This is a genomic window from Nonomuraea sp. NPDC004186 (assembly GCF_053603495.1).
In genome coordinates, this window is the sequence record NZ_JBSGFQ010000019.1 from 96928 (window position 1) to 116604 (window position 19677).

Sequence of the window (19677 nt, forward strand, 5' to 3'; positions counted from 1 at the left end):
CTGTCTCCATGTCAGGACGTCGCCAGCAGGCGCAGTTTCACCTTGTCGACCTTGCCGACGGCCAGCTTGGGCAGCTCGCCCTCCAGCCGGAACACCTTCGGCACCTTGTAGTTGGCCAGCCGGGACCGGGTGTGCTCGCGTAGCTCCGCCTCGGTCACCGGCGCGCTCGGCACCACGAACGCGTGGCCCACCTCGCCCCAGTGCTCGTCGGGCACGCCGACCACGGCCGCGAGCGCCACCGCCGGATGCTCCTCCAGCGCGGCCTCGATCTCCCGGGGGTAGACGTTGTAGCCGCCGGACTTGAACATCTCCTTGAGCCGCCCGACGAGACGGATGCGCCCGCCGGGCTCCTCCACCGCCAGGTCACCGGTGTGCAGCCAGCCGTCGGCGTCGATGGCGGCGCGGGTCGCCGCCGGGTCACGGAAGTAGCCGCGGGTGATGAAATCGCCCCGGATGAGCAGCTCGCCCGCCTTTCCCGAAGCGCCGTCCGGGGCGCGCAGCGTCACCTCGTAGTGCGGGTCCACCCGGCCCACGCTCCAGGACAGCACGTCGAGGGAGTCGCCGGGATCGGTGTAGGTCACCGAGCCGGTCGACTCGGTGAGGCTGTAGCTGGTGGCGAGCCGGGCCCCTGTCCGCGACAGCGTCTCCAGCAGGCTCCGCGGCGCGGCGGCCCCGCCCCAGAGGATGTACTCCAGGGAGCCGAGGTCGCATTCCCGCCATTCCGGCGTGGAGACCATCGCCAGCAGCTGCGTGGGGATGCAGTAGAGGTGGGTCAGGCGCTCCCGCTCCACCGTGCGCAGGGCTCCCGCCGGGTCGAAGCGGGGCATGTAGACCACCGTGCCGCCCGCGACCAGGACCGAGGTGCTGATGTCGCCGAGCCCGCCGATGTGGTTGAGCGGCAGGTCGCAGAGCTTGCGGGGCGCGTCGCCGTACCAGTGGCCCGCCTGCACGACCCCGCAGTACGCCAGCCCCCGGTGCGGGACGAGCGCGCCCTTCGGCTTGCCCGTGCTGCCCGAGGTGTAGATCATCGCCGCCGGGTCCAGCGATTCCACCTCCCGCCGGGCGGCCAGGAGGCGATCGTCGGGCCGTGCCGCCTCCACGAACTCCTTGTAGGAGGGCGACTGGTGGATCACCACGCGTGCCCGGCCCGGGGACAGCGCGCGCTGTGTGGGGTCGTCCGGGCCGAGCATGCCGAACAGCAGCGCCGGCTCGCTGTCGGCGACCACGTGCGCCAGCTCGGCGGTGGTGTACTTCGGGTTCAGCCCGACCCAGACGGCGCCGATGCTCGCCGTCGCCAGGAAGAGCACGAAGCACTCCGGCTGCGGATGGCCGAGCACCGCGACCCGGTCGCCACGCCTGACGCCGGCGGCCAGCAGCGCCGCCGCGCAGCGGTCGACGTCGTCCCGCAGCCGCTCGTACGTCCAGCGCCCGTTCTCACCGACGAGGGCCTCCCCGGTGGGACGGTGGGCGGCCCAATGCTCTACATAGTCGGTGATCCGCGGCAGCCGGGGGAGGCTCATACCAGCACCGCCTGCTCGCGAGCCGACAACAACCGGGCGGCGTTGCCGTGCAGCAGCGCGTCCAGCGTCTCCGCCCGCAGGCCGAGACCGTGCCACTCCTCCAGCGCCCGCCCGTGCGGGAAGACCGGCCAGTCCGTGGCGAACAGCACCTGGTGGCGCAGCAGCCGGTCCATGAAACGCAACATCATCTCCCAGCCCGACCCCGGCACGCCCAGATACTTGGGTGCCAGGCCGCCGAAGTCGATGAGCACGTTGGGGTGCCGCCGCGCGACCGCGACGATCTCCGGCACCCACGGCCAGGCCGCGTGGCAGGCGATGAGCGTGGCCTCGGGGAAGTCGCAGGCCACCTGGTCCAGGCGGACGGGGCGTTCGGCCTCGATGGGGTGGCGCCGCGAGTAGTTGACGCCCGTGTGGATGGCGACGGCCAGGCCCAGCTCGGTGGCCTTGGCGTAGATCGGGTAGAGCAGGCGGTCGTCGATCGTGCGGCCGAAGAACGACGGCTGCACGTTGATCCCCTTCAGCCCCAGCGCGGCCACCCGCTCGACCTGGCGCACCGCGCGCATGACGGAGAAGGGCTCCAGCGTCACCGTCCCGAAGCCGGAGAACCGCTCGGGCCGCAGCCGGACCTGCTCGGCGACCTCCTCGTTGAGCGCGTCGGCGTAGTCGCCGTGCTCGTACTCGGCGTGCAGCACGGCGTGCCCGATGCCGGACTCGTCCATCTCGGCCAGCAGCTCGTCCATGTCCTTGTGCCAGCCGTCGCCGATGTCGAGCACCGCTTCGTACTGCGTGTAGACGTCGCCTCCCGCGGAGATCGGGGGACGGGCGACGCTGGGCACCCGTACGCGGAAGTCGATGATCGTCGAATTCATGGAATGTTCCTCCAGGTCACAGGGGAAGAGCGGCCGGTCGGCGGTGCCGCCAGGGGTGGGCGCGTTCGAGCTGTCCCGCCAGGGCGAGGACCGTACCGTCCTGCCATCTGCCGCCGATGAGCTGGACGCCGAGCGGCAGGTCACCGGCCCGCTCCACGAGCGGGACGGAGATCGCCGGCAGGCCGAGCATGTTGGCCAGCACGGTGAGGGAGGCGGTCTCCTCCGCGCGCCGCAGCGGAGCCCACGGGTCCGCCTCCTGCCCTTCCCAGAGCGAGCCCACACGGGGAGCGAGGACGGGGTTGGTAGGGGTGAGCAGGACGTCAACGGCGTCCCAGGCCTGGTACATCTCGGCCGAGCGTAGCTGGAACTCCAGGATGGTGGTCACGTACGTCAGCGAGTCGGTGTCGCGGGCGGCCTGACGGAGCGTCCGGTTGAGCGGTTCGACGGCGGACTCGTCGATCACCGCGCAGTCGGCCGAGCCGGTGGCGTACAGGATGTCGAACCGGGGGGTGAACCAGTCGGGGTCGAGGCCGGGGACGTCCTGTTCGACCACCTCGTGCCCGAGGTCGGCGAGCAGGTCGGCGGCGCGGCGGGCCACGGCGGCGGCCGTGGGGTGCACCTGCGCGGGGAAGGCCGGCTGGAGGTTGAGCCCGATGCGCAGCCGGCCGGGGTCGCGCTCCGCCCGCTGCCGGAACGGCACGCCGGGGCGCGGAGGGGCGTACCAGGTGGGCCGGGGCGCGGCGGCGAGCACGTCCAGGATCGCGGCGGTGTCGAGCACGGTGCGGGTGAGCACGCCCTCCGTCGCGAAGCCCTCCATGTAGTGGGCGTCGGACGGCACCAGACCGCGGCTCGGCTTCATGCCCACCAGCCCGCAGTAGCTGGCCGGCTCCCGGATGGATCCGGCCCCGTCGGAGGCGTGCCCGACGGGCAGCAGGCCCGCCGCCACGGCCGCCGCCGAGCCGCCGCTGGATCCCCCCGGGCTGCGCTCCAGGTCCCAGGGGTTGCGGGTGGCGCCGTGGCGGGCCGACTCGGTGACCGAGACGGTGCCGAACTCCGGCGAGGTCGTCGCGCCGACGAAGACGAAACCCGCCTCGCGCAGGGCCCGCACCGCCGGGGCGTCGTGCTCCATGACGTTGTGGCCGACGCCGTTGGAGGCGCTGCACAGCGGCCAGCCGCGTACGGGGTGCAGATCCTTGATCGCGATCGGGACGCCAAGGAAGGGCGGCAGCGGCCCGCCCCGCCGCGCCAGGTCGTCGGCGGCGGCGGCGGCCCGGCGGGCCTCGTCCGGGGCGACGTGGCAGAAGGCGTTCAGCGCGGGATCGATCGCGTCGATGCGCGCGAGGTAGCCCTCCACGATCTCCCGGGAGCTCGCCTTGCCGGTCGCGACGTGCTCGGCCAGCTCGGTGGCGGTCGGCCAGCCCTCGGGGCCGGTGCCGACGGGATCCGTCATCGTTCCTCCTGTTCCTTGGGGATCGCCCGGCGGGCGGGGCGCCAGCCGGGGCCTGGGACGCTCGCGCGCAGCAGGCGGGTGTAGGGGTGCCGGGGCTCGTCGAGCACTTGTCCGGCGGGCCCGCGTTCGACGATCGAGCCGTGCCGCATGACCACGACCTCGTCGGCGACCTGGCGGACCACGGCGAGGTCGTGGCTGATGAACAGGTACGCGACCCCCGTGCGCGCGCGTACGTCGGCCAGCACGTTCAGTACCTGGGCCTGGATGGACACGTCGAGCGCGGCGACGGACTCGTCGAGGATGAGGACGCGCGGCTCGGCGGCCAGTGCCCTGGCGATGGCGACCCGCTGGCGCTGCCCGCCGGACAGCCCGGCCGGCAGGGCGCTCATCTGGCGCTCGTCGAGGCCCACCAGGCCGGCGAGCTCGCTCACCCTGCGGTGCCGCCCGGCCGTGTCGAGGGAGGTGTGCAGGCGCAGGATCTCCGCCACGGCGGCGGCCGGGCTCTGCCGGGGGTCGAGGCTGGAGTAGGGATCCTGGAAGACGATCTGGACCTCGCCGCCGCGCCTGCGCCGCTCCCGTGCCGATCGGGCCGGCTGGGAGCGGTCGTGCCCGCAGGCGGTGATGCGGCCCGACGTCGGCCGTTCGAGACCGACGATCATGCGGGCCACGGTGGTCTTGCCCGATCCCGACTCCCCGACGACGGCCAGCGCGCCCGCCGGGCGCAGGGAGAAGCTGACGTCCGCCACGGCGACGGCCGCGCCGAAGGTCTTGCGGAGCCGGTTCACCTCCAGGATCGCCTCAGTCATGCGACACCGCCCGCAGCTCTTCGGCGCGGACACAGGCCACCTGGCCGTCCACCACGGTGCGCAGCTCGGGGCGCCGTTCGCGGCAGCTCTCCCGCACGTGCGCGCAGCGCGGGCCGAACGCGCAGCCGTCCGGCGCCTCGAACGCCGACAGCGGGCGCCCGGGAACGGTGGCCAGCCGCTCGGCCCGCCGTTCCAGGGAGGGGCGGGCGGCGGCGAGCGCGGCCGTGTACGGGTGCAGCGGCTGCTCGTGCAGCGACGCCGATGCCTGGACCTCCATGATCCTGCCCGCGTACATGACCGCGGTGCGGTCGCAGACGGCCGCCGCCAGCTCCAGGTCGTGGGTGATGAACAGCATGGCCAGCCCCCGCTCGCGGCGCAGCTCGTCGAGGACCGCCATCACCTCGGCCTGCGTGGTGACGTCGAGCGCGGTGGTGGGCTCGTCGGCCAGCAGCAGCCGGGGCTCGGCGAGCAGCGCGGCCGCGATCATGGCGCGTTGCAGCAGCCCGCCCGACAGCTCGTGGGGGTACTGGCGCAGCCGCCGCCGCGCGTCCGCCACACCCACCTCGTCGAGCACGCGGACGGCGCGTTCCTCGGCCGCCCGCCGGCTCGACCGCCGGTGGACGCGGAGCGCCTCGGTGAGGAAATCGCCCACCGTGCGCACCGGGTTGATGTGGGCACGCGGATCCTGGAAGATCACGGGCACGCTCGCGCGCAACTCGCGCAGCGCCGCCCCGCGCAACGCCCCGGCGTCCACGCCCCGGACCCGGATGCCGCCCTCCACGCGTGCTCCGGGCGGGAGCAGCCGGACGATCGCGCGGACCGTCATCGACTTGCCCGATCCGGACTCGCCCACCAGACCGACCGCCTCGCCCTCGGCGATGGAGAGTGACACGCCGTTGAGCACCGGTTTGGGGCGGTTCCCGCCCGGCAGCGTCACGGTCAGGTGGTCGATGTCGAGAACGTCGCTCATGCCGTGCCTCCCCGCCGGAAGAGCCGCCACGGGCGAGGGCGGCCGCCGGACAGCCGTTCGCCGAGCACGTTGAAGGCCACGACCAGCAGCACGATGCAGCCGCCCGCCAGCAGCGACTCGGCGGGATAGCCCTGCAGCACGCCGGACTGCCCGCCCGCCACCATGACGCCCCAGTCGGCGCCGGGCGGCTGTACGCCGAGCCCGAAGAAGGACACGATGGCGAGGTCCACCATGGCGTAGCCGAAGAAGAGCGTCGCCTGGGCGGCGATGAGCGGCATCAGGTTGGGCACGAGATGCCGCAGGCAGATCGCCACGGCCCCCAGCCCCTGGACCTCCAGAGCCTGGATGTACGGTTTGCGGCGCTCGACGAGGGCGGCGCCGCGTACCAGCCGGGCGATGTACGGGACGTACGCCACGGCCAGCGCGAGGACCGCCGAGGTCAGCCCGGGGCCGAAGACCGCGGCGACGAGCATCGCGAGCAGCACTCCGGGGAAGGCGAACACCACCTCCAGCACGGCCGATACCACGGAGTCCAGCCACCCGCCGAGCCAGGCCGCGGCGATCGCGACGGCCGTGCCCGCCGTCACGCTCAGCGCGACGACCCAGAGCGGCCCGAGCAGCGAGGTCCGCGCGCCCGTCAGCAGGCGGGCGAGCAGGTCGCGGCCCTGGCCGTCGTACCCGAGCGGGTGGCCAGGCCCGGGAGCGCCGTAGGCCTGGGCGAAGTCGCTGGAGTTCGGGTCGACCGGGGAGAGCGCCGGGCCGATCGCCGCGAGGACGACCGCCGCGACGATCAGGGTCGCGGCCACCGCGCCCAGCGGGCCTGTCCGCGGCGTCCGGTACGTCGCGGTGAGCGCGGTCATGGCCGCCTCCCCAGCTTGATCCGCGGGTCGAGAACCGACGCCCCGACGTCGACCAGAGTGTTGACCAGCACGAAGGACGTGACGAGCACGAGCGAGATGCCCTGCACGACGGCGAAGTCCTTCGACAGCGCGGCGCTCACCAGGTACGCCCCCAGCCCGTTGAGGCCGAAGGCCCGCTCGACGACGGCCGCCAGGGCGATCATGGACGCCACGGTCATACCCGCCAGGGTGCTGATCGGGATGGCGGCGTTGCGCAGGGCGTGCCGGCGTACGACGGTCGCGTGGGGGATGCCGCGGCTGATCGCGGTCTGCACGTGTTCGCGCTCCAGTTGCTCACGGACCGAGGTCCGGGTGACGCGGGTGACGGCGGCGGTGGCGGAGCCCGCGAGGGCGAGGGCGGGCAGCGTGAGGTGGCGGAGGCCGTCCCACAGGCCCGAGCCGTCGCCGAGCGCGGGCAGCCAGCGCAGGCCGACCGCGAAGACCCCGATGAGGACGATCGCGGCGACGAAGGGCGGGACCGCGACCGCCACCGCCGTCGAGACCACCACCAGCGAGTCCACGATCCCCGGCCGCAGGGCCGCCAGCAGCCCGAACGCGACGCCGGCGATCAGCACGATCACGGCGGCGTAGAGGATCAGGGCGACGGTCGTCCCGGCGCGCGCGGCGATGAGGTCGGACACGTCCTGCCGCAGGACGATGGACACACCCAGGTCGCCGCGGACCGCATTGCCGAGCCAGCTCGCGTACTGGACGAGGAACGGCTCGTCCAGGTGGTAGCGCTCCACCAGGACCCGAACGCTCTCGGGCGGCAGCGACCGGCCGCCGGCGAGCGTCGCCAGGGGATTGCCCGGGGCGACCGAGAGCCCGGCGAAGACTACGAAACTGGACACCAGCAGCGTCGCCACCAGCATGATCGCCCGTCGGAGGAGGTAGGCGGCCATGCGGTCAGCCCACCGCTCCGAGCCGGTCCGCCCAGGGGGCGAACAGGTGCTGCGAGGAGACCGTGGCCCCGGTGAGCCTGGCGTTGAGCACCAGGACCGTGTCCGGGGCTACGATCGGGATCCAGGGCAGGTCCTGGGTCACGGCCTTCTGCGCCTGGATGGTGTACTCGGCCCGCTGCCGCGCGTCCTCGGCACCGCGGGCGCGTTCGAGCAGGTCGGCCACCTCTGGATTGCGATAGCGGCCGTAGTCCTGCGGGCCGCCGGGGATGGAGAGGGTCGCGTAGAGGGCTCCTGGGTCGGCCCAGTTGGGGTAGTTGGTGGTGAAAAATCCGTCCACCTCGGCTCGGGCCTTGGGGTCCAGGAAGAAGCCGCTGTAGGCGTCGGCGGAGACAGCCTTCAGCTGGGCCTTCAGCCCGATCTTCTCGGCCGCCGTCTTGAAGAGGTTGGCCTCGGTGACGAGCTTGTTGAGCTCGTTGCTCATGCCGAACGTCACGGTCTTGCCCGTCGCTCCGGCCTCCTGGACGAGCTTGCGCGCGGCCTCCAGGTCGACTTCGGGCGCAGGCAAGGCGTTCCACGCCGCCTGGAAGGCCTCCCGCTCGTATCCCCACGTCCCGGGGGTGCCGAGCGCGCGGGCAGGCTGAGCGCTCCCTTTGTAGAGAGTCTGGATATAGGCCTCGCGGTCGACGGCCAGCGACAGCGCGCGACGCACCCGCGCGTCGGAGAGCGGGCCTCTGCCCATGTCGGCGACGATCAGGGCGTCGATGAGGTACGACGGGCCGCGGTAGACCTTCACGGCGTCACTGGCGCGGACCTGGTCCATGGTGGACAGCGGCAGTTCGAGGTAGGCGCCGTCCACCTCCCCGGTGAGCAGCGCCGCGGTCAGCGTGGCCTCGTCGGGGATGCCCTTGAAGTCGATCTGCCGCGCCGGCGGCGCCGCCGCGCGGTTCCAGTAGGCGTCGTTGCGGACCACCGAGAGGACGTCGCCGGTGCGCCACTGGCCGAGCTTGAAGGAACCGGTGCACATCGCGCCGCCTTTGACGGTGCCGTAGTCCTTGCCCTTCGCCTCGGCGTAGCGCTTGGAGATCACCATGCCCGGCATGTACGACAGGACGTCGCGCAGCCAGTAGTCCGGCCGCTTGAGCTTCAGGGTGACCCGCAGCGGGCCGGTGGCCTCGACGGAGGCCACCCGGTTCAGCGTGGGCACCCAGTAGCCGCCGCCCTTCGGGTCGCGGTTGCGCTCGATGCTGAAGGCGACGTCGTCCGCGGTCATCGGGGATCCGTCCCAGAACCTGACGCCCTCGCGCAGCGTCAGCACGGCCGTCTTCGGGTCGGGGAAGTCCAGCGCCGTCGCCAGGCCCGGTCCCACCGATCCGTCCGGGGCCTGCCGGAACAGCGACTCGCACATGAGGCTCGTCACGGTGATCTCGGGGTAGTCCCCCGCGGTGATCGGGTCGATGGAGGTGGTGCCGCGGTAGAGCGCCCAGGTGATCCGGTCCACCTTCCCGGATCCCGGCGGGGTGGTCGTGACGAGCTCCCGCTGCGGCGGGCCGCTCGGCGCCGCCGTGCCCGCGGCTCCTCCGGTATCCCGGTAGCAGCCGGAGGTGATCAGCGTCAGTGCGGCCGCTGTGGTGGCGATGGTCCTTTTTCGCACGCCTTGCATCTGCGATGGCCCCTCAGGTGAAGATAAGTAGTCGAACGATCGCTCAAATAAATGCCGACGTCAAGGTCTCGTCGAGGGCGTCCAGGAACAGGTCACAGTCGGCCTCCGCCAGCACGAGCGGGGGCTTGATCTTGAGCACGTTGTCGTCCGGTCCGTCCGTGGAGATGAGGACACCGCGCGCCTTCACCGCCTCCTTGACGGCCGCGGCGGGCGCGGTGGCGGGCGCGCGGCCGTCCAGGCTCAGCTCTACGCCGATGAACAGCCCCTCCCCGCGCACGTCCCCGATCAGGGGATGGCGCTCCCGGAGGCGGCGCAGGCCGCGCAGCAGCCGGTCGCCGCGGTCGCGCGCGCGGGCCTGGAGGCGCTCGTCGCGGATGACGTCGAGCACGGCCAGCCCGGCCTCGGCGGAGACCGGGTTGCCGCCGAAGGTGTTGAAGTACTCCATCCCGGTCTCGAAGGAGCGCGCGATCTCCGGGGTCGTCACCACGGCGGCCAGCGGATGGCCATTGCCCAGCGGCTTGCCCAGCGTGACGATGTCCGGCACGACGCCCTGGAGCTCGAAGCCCCAGAAGTGCCGTCCCACCCGGCCCAGGCCCACCTGCACCTCGTCGGCGACGCAGACCCCGCCCGCGCGCCGCACGTGCTCGAAGGCCTCGCGCAGGTAGCCGTCCGGGTAGACGATCTGGCCGCCGCAGCTCTGCAGCGACTCGGCGAAGTACGCCGCGGGTCTTCGTCCCCGGGCCGCCAGGGCGGCGATCCGCTCCGCGACTGAGGCGGCGTACCGCCTGCCGAGGTCGTCGTCCCGCCCGGCCCTGAGCCGGCCCCGGTAGGGGTCGGGGAGCTCGCAGACGTGCGTCGTGCGCGGTCTGCCGCGCCCTCCCCGCCGGTCGAACTTGTACGGGCTCAGCGCGATCTGCGAGGTCAGATGGCCGTGATAGGCATGGTCGAGGACCAGCACGTCCTCGGCGCCCGTGTGGGCCATGGCCAGCCTGAGCGCCAGGTCGTTGGCCTCGGAGCCGGAGTTGACGAAGAAGCAGACCCGCAGCGGGTCGGGCAGCAGCTCGCCCAGCCGGCGGGCGTACTCGACGACGGACTCGTGCAGGTACCTGGTGTTGGTGTTGAGCCGGGCCGCCTGCCGGTGCGCCGCTCCGACCACCCGGGGGTGGGCGTGGCCCACGTGGCAGACGTTGTTGACCAGGTCCAGGTAGGGACGGCCGGAGGCGTCGTACAGGTAGGCGCCCTCGCCGCGGACGATGTGCAGGGGCTCGCGGTAGGCCAGGCCCAGCGCGCCGCTGAAGGTGGCGCGGCGGCGGGCGCGCAGGGCGGGCGCGTCCTTCCGCGGCCGGGCCGCGCCGCCGTCCGGCCGGCCGAGCAGCAGGTTGGGGTCGATACTCACGCTGGTCCACAGGTCGGCCTCGGCGTGGGAAGCGAGGCCGACGTCTACCCCGGCGAGATGGGTCAGCAGCCGGAGGTTCAGGTGCGAGCCGGTGACCGTCCCCAGCCGATCGCCGGGCGCCAGCTCGTCGCCCGGATTGATCGAGGCCGCGTCCACGTGCCGGTAGAGCGTCCAGAACGGCACACCGCCGTCCGTCCGATGCTCCAGCAGCACGTACGAGTCCCGCCCCGAGGCGCGGACGACGGCGGGCAGCGGGCAGCGCACGGTGGCCGCCTCGCCGGCGTGCAGGTCGCAGCCCAGGCGAACGCCCTTGCCCGACTCCTCGCCGTGGCGGGTCGGCGCGGCGTCGGAGCCGGGCTCCAGCACGGGCACGGGGCGGGCGGCGCCCGACTCGAAGTGCTGGCGCACGGCCCGCGCCAGCGGGTTGGCCTCGAACCCGACCGCGTCGCGCAGCAGGAAGTGCGCCAGGTCGGGGCTCGTCCCCGCCAGCCGCCGCAGCGCCCGCGCCACCCCGCCCTGGCTGACGAGCAGGTAGTCGTTGCCGGGATCCTTGCGATGCTGGTACGCCGACAGGCAGACGCTCATCGCCAGCCGCGTCCGCATCAGGTCGAACAGCACCTCCAGCTCGGCCGGGAGCAGCGGCGTCACCTCGTCGTAGCCGCTCACCAGCGGCAGCACCGCCCGCAGGGGGTCGTCGTGCCCCTGCATCGCGTAGGCCCCGGCCACGGCCGCCCCGCACACGCGCGGGCTCCACACCACGTCGCCGAAGTCGATGAGCCCCGCGACGCCGCTGTCGTCCACCAGGATGTTGAGCTCGTTCGCGTCGTTGTGGACGACCTGGTGGGGGAGCGCGGCCAACCGTGGGGCGACGTGCTCGCCGTAGCGGTCGAACGCCTCGCGCACCAGCGGCCGCAGGTCGTCGGCGACGAGGGGCGCCAGCTCCGCCACCTGCGGTGCGCTGGTCAGGTTCCACAGCAGCTCGCGGCGCATCGCGGGATGGGTGAAGTCCCGCAGGGCCAGGTCGACGCCGGCGACCCGGCGGCCGAGGTCGCGCAGCAGCTCCCCGGTCGGCTCGACCTCCGCCCAGGGGCGGCCGTCCATCCAGGTGAGGACCCTGGCGATGCGCGGGCCGCCCGGCCAGGAGACGGTGACGGAGCACCGCCCGTCCACGGCCGGCACCACCCGTGGCGCGGGCGGCGGATCCGCCCGTCCGGCCAGGTGCAGCAGCGCCGCGTCCTGCAGGTCCAGCTCGGTGGGGTCGGTGCCGGGCGCGTGCAGCTTGACGACGTACCGCCCGCCGGCCGTGCTCAGCCGGAAGTTGCGGTCGCTCTCCCCGGGGAGCGGCCGTACGCGGCCCTCCAGCCCGTAATGCCGGTGGGCGATCTCGGCGGCGCGGTCCAGCTCTGTCACGGCGTCTCTCCTCCCGAATGTGATCGAACGATCGCTCAAAAAACACGCGATGTCAAGACCCCGGACCCGCGCCGGACTCAGTCGCCGGAGGGCTCCTCGCGGGGCTCGATGGCCAGCTCGACCCGCTCCAGCAGCAGGTCCGGGTCAGGCATGGCGAGGTCCTGGACCTGGAGGAGGCGCCCCTCGCGTTGCGCGCCCATCAGCGACAGCGCCATGTCGGCGAACCGCTCGCACAGCTGCGGGATACCGAGCTCGCCGTCCGGCCGGTACCAGTGCGCGATCCCGGTGGCCATCTGCAGCAGCGCCAGGCGCGCGACGCTGCCGCGGTCCTGGAAGACGCCGTCGCGCACGCCGGCCCGCAACGTGTCGGCCCACACCGCCTCGTAGGAGTCCCGCAGCCGCAGGATGTCCTCGCGGGCCTCGCCTGTCAGCGCCTGGAACTCGTGGTCGGCGACCTTGGCGGCGCGCGGGTTGCGCGCGTGGAAGGCGACGTGCACGGCCATCAGCGCCGCCAGACGCTCGGCAGGGTCGTCGATGTCGCGCAGCGTCTCCTCGCTGCCGGAGACCAGCACGTCCATGACGCGGCGGGTGACCGCCTCCAGCATCTCGTCCTTGGAGGAGGCGTAGTAGTACATCCCGGAGACCGCGACTCCCGCGGTCTCGGCGATGTCGCGGATGCCCGTGCCGTGGAACCCCCGCTCGGAGAAGAGCCAGCAGGCGGCGCGGAGCAGCTGGAACTCCGTGCGCACCGAGCGCGCGCGCCGGGAGGACTTCGCCTTCATCCGGCCACCGCTGGTCCGCTGGCCTCCGGGCTGGTTGGTGGTCGCCATGATCCTGAACTATTCCATAGCCAGGGCGGTCGCCGGGTTCGTCACCGTCAGCGCCGTGATCTCCGCCTCGGTCAGACCCATGCGGCGCATCAGCGGGATGGCGTTCTCCAGGATGTGCGTGTAGCCGGGGCCGCCGTAGCGGCGCAGGTAGACCTTCTGGCAGATGTCCTGGGCGATCAGCAGCCGGTCTCCGAAGCCCGCCTCGATCAGCATCTGGAGCCACTCGACGCGCGTACGGTCGTTGGGCCGGCGGGCCTCGGGGTTGAAGGCGTAGTAGCTGGACTCCTGCCCGAACAGGTCCAGCTCCAGGTAGCAACCCGTACGGGCGAGCTCCAGCAGGTCCTCGGACCGCCACAGGGTGCGGTCGAGATGGGACATGATCACCCGAGTGGGGTCGCCGCCCGCGTCCAGGACCGTGCGCACGGCTTCGAGAGGCGCCTGCGGGTGGCGGCCGGGGTGGATCTGCAGGGGCGCGCCCGTGACCTGCTGTGCGCGACAGGCGGCGCGCAGCACTTTCTCCTCGGCGGGATGCACGGGCCAGCTCAGACCGATCTCGCCGATGAGCCCCGCGCGCACGCCGGTGTCGCCGACGCCGTCCCGCACGTCCGCGACGATCTCCTCATGGACGGCTTCGAGTGGCGCTTCGGCGAGCCCGGCCGGATGGTAGTCGCGGCAGTAGTAGCCGCTGCCCATCACGATGTGGACCCCGCTGCCGCGCGAGACGCGGGCGAGCCCGAGCGGGTCCCGGCCCAGCCCGACCGGCGTGGAGTCCACCACGGCGCCCCCGCCGGCCGCGCGGTAGAGGGCCAACTCCTCGGTGGCGTCCTGCTCGGACAGCAGCCGCAGGTTGTCGATGTTCAGGACCGCGCGCTTGATCCAGTCGTGGTTGTCGAGGCGAACGGGCTCGGCGACGCGGGCGCGGACCGACGCGGGGAACTCCTGCCGGATGGACGACGCCGGCGACCCGTCGCCCGCCACCGGCTCCAGGCCCCAGGGCCGCACGATGGCCGACATGTCGGACAGCACGTGCTCGTGCGGCTGCGTGTGGCCGAGTTCGGACGGTTCGACGTCTCCGAGGACGGTACGCACGCGGCGACGCGGAAGTGTTGTCACGGAGTTATTCTATCGATCGTTTGGACAAAGAACGATGGCCTTTGTGAGGCGATGCGCCGGATGTCCTGACGGTGGCGGTGTGCTCTGGCAGCATGGCGGCGTGCATGTCGGCCATCCCATGATTCGCGCGCTGCGCGCCGCGGTGTTCACGGCCGTCTGCGTGCTGGTCTCCGCCGCCCTGCACGTGCTGGTGGGCGGAGGCGGGATGCGGCCGGGCGGGCTCGCGGCGGCGATGGCGGCGATCTGGGCCGGCGCCTACCTGCTGGCCGGTCGCCGGCGGGACTGGCCGGAGCTGCTGGCCCTGTGCGCGGTGTCCCAGTACGGCCTGCACCAGCTCTTCTCCGGCTCCTCCCCGGTGAGCCCCGTCTTCTCCTCCGGCCACGAGCACGGCCCCGGGCTCGCCATGCCGATGATCCACCTGGCCGCGGCGATGTGCTCGAGCTGGTGGCTGGCTCGCGGCGAGCTGGCCCTGGTGATGCTGCTGCATCTGAACGCCGTGTGCGTGGCAGGCGTGCGTACCCTGCTCGCGGCCGTGATCACCGTCCTGGCGCCCCTCGCGATCATCGGGCGTCCCCCTTCCGCGCCGGCACGGCGGGAGCCGGCCCCTCGCGTTCCCGCGCTGCTGGCCGTTGTCGTGCCCCGTCGCGGGCCGCCTGCCTTCCCGGCGGCCCGCGGCTGACCCGCGGGTCCCCGAACGCCTGATCCGGCGCCTCCCCGACAGGCGCCATGACCTTCTCCGGCATGCCGCCGGGGCCCCATGACTTCGGAGTTCCCCATGACCTTTCTTCGGCGTGCCCTCGTTCCGGCCGTCGGCGCCGTACTCGTGCTGCTCCTGACCTCGCCCGCCGCCCTGGCCCACGACCGTCTCAAGGCCAGCAACCCGGCCGACCGCGCCAAGCTGAAGAGCCTGGAGACGATCGAGCTGGAGTTCACCTCGCACATGCAGCTGCCCACCATCGTGCTCGACGGCCCCGGCGGCAAGCCGGTCCCGCTCGACAAGCCACGCGTTCAGGGCAACAAGGTCTTCGCCCGGCCCACCGGCACGTTGCAGGAAGGTCGCTACCGGATCGCCTGGCGTGTGGTCTCCTCCGACGGCCACCCGATCCAAGGGGAACTCGCCTTCACCATCACCGCCCCGGACCCCTCGCCCGGCCCTTCGGAGGAGACGTCCACTCCGGCGAGCTCTCCCGATACTTCGGAGAGCTCTCCCGAGCCGCAACCCGCCTCCGCGCAGCCGCCCTCCTCGTCGCCGGTGGCAGCCACCCGGGCCGACCGCACGTCGGGGCTGCCGGGATGGTTGTGGGCGGCGCTGGCGGTGGTCCTCGCGGGCGGCGCGGCCGTCGTCCTCGCCGCGCGTCGCAAGCCCGGCCCCGGCCGCGGCTGATCGCCGGGGATCGCCGGGGATCGCCGGGGATCGCCGTGGATCGGTGTGCCGTCACGGTTGGCGGCACGCTGATCCGTCGGCGATGATGATCGCTGAAGGAGGTACCTTGCGCCATGACATGACCCGGGCAGGCGGGGATCTCGCCCGGCGAAAGAGACTTCCGGCGCCTGTGGGCGGGCACGACCGTGAGCCAGCTGGGCTCGGCGGTGAGCATGGTCGCCCTGCCCGTGGTCGCCATCACCGTGCTGGACGCCTCGGCTTTCCAGGTCGCCTTGTTGTCGGTGATTCAGGCGGTCACAATTGTCGTCGTCGCATTTCCCGCGGGGCGGTATATCGAATTCCGGGCCAAACGCCCGGTCATGATCTGGTCAGATATCGCCAGATGTATTTTGCTGTTCAGCATTCCGATCGCGGCGTTCTCCGGGCTGCTGACATTCGCTCACCTCTGTGTCGCCGCGCTGGGCAACGCCGCCGGCCAGATCGCCTCGTCCGGGGCGGCGCAGGCGCATCTGAAGGCTCTCGTCCCCGCCGAGCGGCTCATGAGCGCCAACAGCCGCCTGGAGTCGACCCGCTGGTTGAGCGTGCTGGTCGGCCCGTCCCTGGCCGGTCCGCTCATCGGCGTCCTGTCGGCGGTCGGCGCGCTGATCGTCGACGCCGTGTCGTTCGTCGTGAGCGCCTGGTCGATCCGGTCGCTGCGCACGCCCGAGCCGCCCCCGCCCGCGCCCGAGCCGAGCCCCTCCCGGCGGGCGGAGCTGTTCGCCGGGTGGGGCTTCGTGCGCGGGCATCCGGTGCTGCGGCGGATGTTCGCGAGCTGGCTCGTCTTCGCCGGCACGAGTGCGATGGCGACGCCGCTGAGCTCGCTGTTCTACCTGCGCGACCTGGGCTTCACCCCCTGGCAGTACGGCCTGCTCATGGGGCTCCCTTCGCTCGGCGGCTTCCTCGGCGCGCGGCTCACGCCGAGGCTGAGCAGGAGGTTCGGCATGGTCCGCGGCCTGTGGTGGGTGAGCCTCTGGCGCGGCCCCTGGTACGCGCTCATCCCGCTGGCCTCACCCGGCACCGCGGGCCTGCTCCTTTGCGGGTCCGGCTTCGCGGGCGTGCTGTTCTTCTCCGGCCTGGCGAACTCCACCATGACCACCTACCGCCAGCTCGGCACCCCGGACCACCTGCTGGCCAGGGTGTCGACGCTCTGGATCTTCGCCACGAACGTCACCCAGCCGCTCTTCATCGCCTTCGGCGGCCTGGTCGCGAGCACGCTCGGCACGCGGACGGGCCTGTTCCTGGTCGCGGCCTTCATGTGCGTGTCCGGCCTGTTCCTGCCCCGGCGCTCGGAGGATCACGTCTGAGACCCCAGCCGGGCGCGCAGCCCGAGCAGGACGTCGACCACCAGGAACGCGGCCAGCGAGATGCCCATCAGCGGCAGGAAGACCCCGACGGCCACGGCCAGCAGAGCGAGCGGCGCCAGCAGGGCCCAGGACACGTTCCGCCAGCCACCCCGGGGGTACGGCTTGCCGAAGCCGCGGGTGGGCCGGCGGCGCCACCACATGCGGTAACCGAGCACGATCAGCGCGATCAGGCCGACGGCCAGGAGCGCCAGAAGGATCTGGTTGGCCAGGCCGAACAGCAGCCCCATGTGCCCGTCGATGCCCCACCGGGCGAGCTTGGCGGCCAGCGAGTAGTCGGCGAAGCGCAACTCGGCGCTCACCTGGCCGGAGGTGGCGTCGACGGCGACCTGGTCAAGGCGGGTGGGCGCGGTCTTGTCGATCTCCTTCACCAGGTAGGGCGCGCCGGCCTTGGCGGGCCAGGTGATCTCCAGCGGGCCGGACAGTCCTTTGGCGGCGGCCGCCTGGGCGACGCGGTCCACCCCGACGTCGGCCCCACCGGCGTGATGTCCGGCGGTCGCGGTGTGCGCGGCGTGGTCGCCGCCCGAGCCGCCCGAGCCGCCCGAGACGTCGATCGACGGGGTCGTCCAGTCGAGCGTCGCGCGCAGCTCGTCGACGTTGGCTCCGGCGTACTTGGACCAGGTCAGGCCGGTGGCGGACAGGAACAGCAGGCCGAGCACCGCCCACAGGCCGATCGAGCCGTGCCAGGACAGCGTGCGGCGGAGCCCGCCGGCGGCGCGGTCGGGGACGATGAGATGGCGCCGGTTGCGGCGGCGCCGGGCGACCCAGAGGACCAGGCCGCCGAGCGCGACCACCCACAGCCAGCTGGCGGCCAGCTCGCTGTAGATCCGTCCCGGCTCGCCCAGGTGGAGCTGGCGGTGGAGGGTGGAGATCCAGGCGCGTACGGGCAAAGCTCCGGAGCTGCCGTAGCTTTCCAGCGTGCCGCGCACCTGGCCCGTGGAGGGGTCGACGAAGACCGCCAGCTGGGTGCTCTCGGCCAGGCCCGGCTGGTTGATCAGCACGCGGGTGGTCTGGCCCGGCTCGGCGCCGGGCCGTACCGCGGTGACGGTGCCCTGGGGGTGGGCCGCGCGGGCCGCCGCGACCTGCGCGCTGAGGGGCAGGCTGGTCCGGCCGGCGGGCGCGGTGAGCTCGTGCTGGTAGACGACCTGCTCGATCTGGTACGAGGCGGCGTACATCAGGCCGGTGCACGCGGCGACGAGCAGGAAGGGGGCGATGAGGACGCCCGCGTAGAAGTGTAGCCGCAGCACCAGCGGGCGCAGCGCGGCCCAGGCGGTCCGCTCACGGGACGGCGGGGGGACGTGATCGACGGTATTGCCGACGTCGGCGGTCGAGGTCATCAGGCGTTCTCCACTCACAGCGCACGCGGATGCGCGTGCTCTCGACAAGGATTCGAGGTCCGCCGCGCCGTTCACCGGGCGTGGCGGAACACGGGCCGGTGGCCCGGAAAGGATCAGATGAGGGAGAGACGCGCCGGCGGGCCCCGCCGGAAGTTCGCCGCCGCGAACAGGCGCTGGAGGAAGGCGTCGTGGTCGTCCCACGCCGCGGGCCGGACACCGTACGGGCTCGGCTCGACCAGCCCGCTCGTCAGGACCGAAAGGGCGCTCCACCAGCGGCCGACGGACGCGACGGCGAGATGGAGCAGCGCGGCCAGCGCGCACTCGCCCCGCGCCAGCCACCAGGCCGAGATGACCGCCGTCATGGCGTGCACCAGGAACATGCCCACGCCCGTGGCGTGCTCATGAGGCGGCGGCACGTCGGCGGCGCCCGCGCCGAACAGCAGATGCATGCCGTACTGGGCGGCGAAGCAGGCCGCGAGCAGCACCTCCATGCCGCGCTGGCGGCCGGCGAGCAGGAACGCGCCCGTCCAGGTCAGTGCGAGCGCGCCGAGCAACGTGCCCGCGCGCACCGGATCGCCGCCGGCCAGTCCGTGCAGGGCAGCCGAAACCAGCACGCAGACCGCCGCGAACACCGCGGCGCGTATTGCGCGCAAGAAGGGCCGGCCGACATGCACCCGGTCATAGTGCCATGTGATCGAGAATTCGTATATACGGAATTTGGATCTTAAAAAACATTGCCTGTCGCTTGAACCCAGCCTCAGGAACCTGCGTATCCCACCTAAAGGCGAGCCGTGAGCGCGCCTGGTGGTATTACGGGAAAGGTTCGCGCCAATGACCCTGTCCGTCGCGGTTAAGGGAATGAGCTGTGGCTGCAGTGCCTCGACGATCCGGGCACAGGTCCTGCCACTGCGGGGCGTCGAGCGGGTGGAGGTGGACGTGCTGGGGGGCCGCGTCACCGTGAGCGGAGGCCCGCTGCTCGAGGAGTCGCAGGTGCGCGCGGCGATCGTCGAGGCGGGATACAGGGTGGCCTCCTGATCGTCCGTGGCGAGAGGCGCCTGAACTGAGGACGGCGGCACCGGTGTGCGAAGATCTGTCCGCGATGGGTCCGTTGTCGGTGGTGCGGTGGGTGCGCGCGGCGAGCTTCGCCGCCACGTGCGCCGCCCTGGCCATGCTCGGGCACCTGGCGGGCGGGGGCTACTTCGACGCGGTGTCGACACTGGGCGGCTTTCTGCTCCTGCTGCCGGTCGCGCTGGCCCTGACCGGACGTGAGCGCAGCCTGGGCGCCATCCTGCCCGCGACGGCTCTGTCGCAGGTCGTCCTGCACGTCCTGCTGAGTCAGGGCGCCGCCCACCACGCGATGGCCTCCCTCGGGGCCGTCCCGGGCGAGGCGCAACTCCATCATGGAGGCTCCCCGAGCTTCGGGATGCTGGTCATGCACGCGCTGGGCGTGCTGCTGACCTCCGCCTGGTTGCGGTGGGTCGAGTCGGGCCTGTGCGCCCTGGTCCGGCAGGTGGCCGGACGGGTGCTGCGCCCGCTGCTGGTCCTGGTCTTCACGGTGGCCGGGTGCACGGCCACCGGTCCGAGGTCGATCGCGTACGCGGGTGAGGACGAAACCCCGCCTATTCGCGCCTTCCTCCGACATGCCCTCGTAGGGCGGGCACCTCCTGGAGCGCACGCAGGGACCGCCTGATCCGGCGTCGGCCGTCAGCGCCGATTCCCGGGGCCGTTTCC

At 72.6% G+C, this 19677-nt stretch carries 18 protein-coding genes; 5 read left to right on the plus strand and 13 right to left on the minus strand.

Annotation, left to right across the window (positions count from 1 at the left end; genetic code table 11):
- Nucleotides 1-11: 11 nt before the first annotated feature.
- The 11 genes from ACWEPL_RS18165 to ACWEPL_RS18215 form a co-directional block, all read right to left on the minus strand.
- Nucleotides 12-1520: a class I adenylate-forming enzyme family protein gene (locus ACWEPL_RS18165; RefSeq protein ID WP_452436861.1), complete on the minus strand. Its 1509-nt coding sequence runs from the start codon at nt 1518-1520 to the stop codon at nt 12-14.
- Nucleotides 1517-2389, minus strand: a complete 873-nt coding sequence (locus ACWEPL_RS18170; protein ID WP_452436862.1) for an amidohydrolase family protein — start codon at nt 2387-2389, stop codon at nt 1517-1519. Before ACWEPL_RS18170 ends, ACWEPL_RS18165 begins: the two co-directional genes overlap by 4 nt.
- Before the next feature lie 16 nt (nt 2390-2405).
- Nucleotides 2406-3839, minus strand: a complete 1434-nt coding sequence (locus tag ACWEPL_RS18175) for an amidase (protein ID WP_452436863.1) — start codon at nt 3837-3839, stop codon at nt 2406-2408.
- Nucleotides 3836-4645 (minus strand): ABC transporter ATP-binding protein, encoded by an 810-nt coding sequence (locus ACWEPL_RS18180; protein WP_452436864.1) that lies wholly within the window; start codon nt 4643-4645, stop codon nt 3836-3838. Before ACWEPL_RS18180 ends, ACWEPL_RS18175 begins: the two co-directional genes overlap by 4 nt.
- Nucleotides 4638-5615 (minus strand): ABC transporter ATP-binding protein, encoded by a 978-nt coding sequence (locus ACWEPL_RS18185; protein WP_452436865.1) that lies wholly within the window; start codon nt 5613-5615, stop codon nt 4638-4640. The genes ACWEPL_RS18180 and ACWEPL_RS18185 overlap by 8 nt, the downstream gene beginning before the upstream one ends.
- Nucleotides 5612-6475 (minus strand): ABC transporter permease, encoded by an 864-nt coding sequence (locus tag ACWEPL_RS18190; protein WP_452436866.1) that lies wholly within the window; start codon nt 6473-6475, stop codon nt 5612-5614. Before ACWEPL_RS18190 ends, ACWEPL_RS18185 begins: the two co-directional genes overlap by 4 nt.
- Nucleotides 6472-7416: an ABC transporter permease gene (locus tag ACWEPL_RS18195; protein WP_350735050.1), complete on the minus strand. Its 945-nt coding sequence runs from the start codon at nt 7414-7416 to the stop codon at nt 6472-6474. The genes ACWEPL_RS18190 and ACWEPL_RS18195 overlap by 4 nt, the downstream gene beginning before the upstream one ends.
- Nucleotides 7417-7420: 4 nt before the next feature.
- Nucleotides 7421-9067: an ABC transporter substrate-binding protein gene (locus ACWEPL_RS18200; protein ID WP_452436867.1), complete on the minus strand. Its 1647-nt coding sequence runs from the start codon at nt 9065-9067 to the stop codon at nt 7421-7423.
- Nucleotides 9068-9119: 52 nt separating this feature from the next.
- A complete protein-coding gene (locus ACWEPL_RS18205; protein ID WP_452436868.1) occupies nt 9120-11882 on the minus strand; it encodes an aminotransferase class III-fold pyridoxal phosphate-dependent enzyme in 2763 nt (920 codons plus the stop codon).
- A 77-nt stretch (nt 11883-11959) separates the two neighbouring features.
- Entirely contained in the window at nt 11960-12712 is a 753-nt protein-coding gene (locus tag ACWEPL_RS18210; RefSeq protein ID WP_452436869.1) for a TetR/AcrR family transcriptional regulator, read from the minus strand.
- Between the two features lie 9 nt (nt 12713-12721).
- Nucleotides 12722-13825, minus strand: coding sequence for a phosphotriesterase family protein (locus tag ACWEPL_RS18215; protein ID WP_452436870.1), 1104 nt, complete (start codon nt 13823-13825; stop codon nt 12722-12724).
- A gap of 79 nt (nt 13826-13904) precedes the next feature.
- Here ACWEPL_RS18215 and ACWEPL_RS18220 point away from each other — a divergent pair, with 79 nt between their 5' ends.
- The 3 genes from ACWEPL_RS18220 (at nt 13905) to ACWEPL_RS18230 (ending at nt 16552) form a co-directional block, all read left to right on the plus strand.
- Nucleotides 13905-14504, plus strand: coding sequence for a hypothetical protein (locus ACWEPL_RS18220; RefSeq protein WP_452436871.1), 600 nt, complete (start codon nt 13905-13907; stop codon nt 14502-14504).
- Between the two features lie 96 nt (nt 14505-14600).
- Nucleotides 14601-15209 carry a copper resistance protein CopC gene (locus tag ACWEPL_RS18225; protein ID WP_452436872.1) on the plus strand — a complete coding sequence of 203 codons (609 nt, stop codon included), beginning with the start codon at nt 14601-14603 and terminating at the stop codon, nt 15207-15209.
- Nucleotides 15210-15376: 167 nt separating this feature from the next.
- Nucleotides 15377-16552 carry an MFS transporter gene (locus ACWEPL_RS18230; protein ID WP_452436897.1) on the plus strand — a complete coding sequence of 392 codons (1176 nt, stop codon included), beginning with the start codon at nt 15377-15379 and terminating at the stop codon, nt 16550-16552.
- Here ACWEPL_RS18230 and ACWEPL_RS18235 read toward each other — a convergent pair.
- Both ACWEPL_RS18235 and ACWEPL_RS18240 read right to left on the minus strand, forming a co-directional pair.
- On the minus strand, nt 16543-17946 hold the full coding sequence (locus tag ACWEPL_RS18235; protein WP_452436873.1) for a PepSY-associated TM helix domain-containing protein: 1404 nt from the start codon (nt 17944-17946) through the stop codon (nt 16543-16545). The two genes, ACWEPL_RS18230 and ACWEPL_RS18235, sit on opposite strands and share 10 nt — an antisense overlap.
- A gap of 113 nt (nt 17947-18059) precedes the next feature.
- Nucleotides 18060-18599: a hypothetical protein gene (locus ACWEPL_RS18240; protein ID WP_452436874.1), complete on the minus strand. Its 540-nt coding sequence runs from the start codon at nt 18597-18599 to the stop codon at nt 18060-18062.
- Nucleotides 18600-18777: 178 nt separating this feature from the next.
- Here ACWEPL_RS18240 and ACWEPL_RS18245 point away from each other — a divergent pair, with 178 nt between their 5' ends.
- Complete coding sequence (locus ACWEPL_RS18245) at nt 18778-18981, plus strand: heavy-metal-associated domain-containing protein (protein WP_350735069.1); 204 nt, start codon at nt 18778-18780, stop codon at nt 18979-18981.
- 64 nt (nt 18982-19045) lie between these two features.
- A complete protein-coding gene (locus tag ACWEPL_RS18250; protein WP_363964707.1) occupies nt 19046-19636 on the plus strand; it encodes a hypothetical protein in 591 nt (196 codons plus the stop codon).
- Nucleotides 19637-19677 lie beyond the last annotated feature (41 nt).

Excerpts from the sequence above, each read along its gene's own strand:
- ACWEPL_RS18165 (WP_452436861.1), bottom strand. The coding sequence starts at position 1,520 with ATGAGCCTCCCCCGGCTGCCGCGGATCACCGACTATGTAGAGCATTGG.
- ACWEPL_RS18170 (WP_452436862.1), bottom strand. The coding sequence starts at position 2,389 with ATGAATTCGACGATCATCGACTTCCGCGTACGGGTGCCCAGCGTCGCC.
- ACWEPL_RS18175 (WP_452436863.1), bottom strand. The coding sequence starts at position 3,839 with ATGACGGATCCCGTCGGCACCGGCCCCGAGGGCTGGCCGACCGCCACC.
- ACWEPL_RS18180 (WP_452436864.1), bottom strand. The coding sequence starts at position 4,645 with ATGACTGAGGCGATCCTGGAGGTGAACCGGCTCCGCAAGACCTTCGGC.
- ACWEPL_RS18185 (WP_452436865.1), bottom strand. The coding sequence starts at position 5,615 with ATGAGCGACGTTCTCGACATCGACCACCTGACCGTGACGCTGCCGGGC.
- ACWEPL_RS18190 (WP_452436866.1), bottom strand. The coding sequence starts at position 6,475 with ATGACCGCGCTCACCGCGACGTACCGGACGCCGCGGACAGGCCCGCTG.
- ACWEPL_RS18195 (WP_350735050.1), bottom strand. The coding sequence starts at position 7,416 with ATGGCCGCCTACCTCCTCCGACGGGCGATCATGCTGGTGGCGACGCTG.
- ACWEPL_RS18210 (WP_452436869.1), bottom strand. The coding sequence starts at position 12,712 with ATGGCGACCACCAACCAGCCCGGAGGCCAGCGGACCAGCGGTGGCCGG.
- ACWEPL_RS18225 (WP_452436872.1), top strand. The coding sequence starts at position 14,601 with ATGACCTTTCTTCGGCGTGCCCTCGTTCCGGCCGTCGGCGCCGTACTC.
- ACWEPL_RS18235 (WP_452436873.1), bottom strand. The coding sequence starts at position 17,946 with ATGACCTCGACCGCCGACGTCGGCAATACCGTCGATCACGTCCCCCCG.
- ACWEPL_RS18245 (WP_350735069.1), top strand. The coding sequence starts at position 18,778 with ATGACCCTGTCCGTCGCGGTTAAGGGAATGAGCTGTGGCTGCAGTGCC.
- ACWEPL_RS18250 (WP_363964707.1), top strand. The coding sequence starts at position 19,046 with ATGGGTCCGTTGTCGGTGGTGCGGTGGGTGCGCGCGGCGAGCTTCGCC.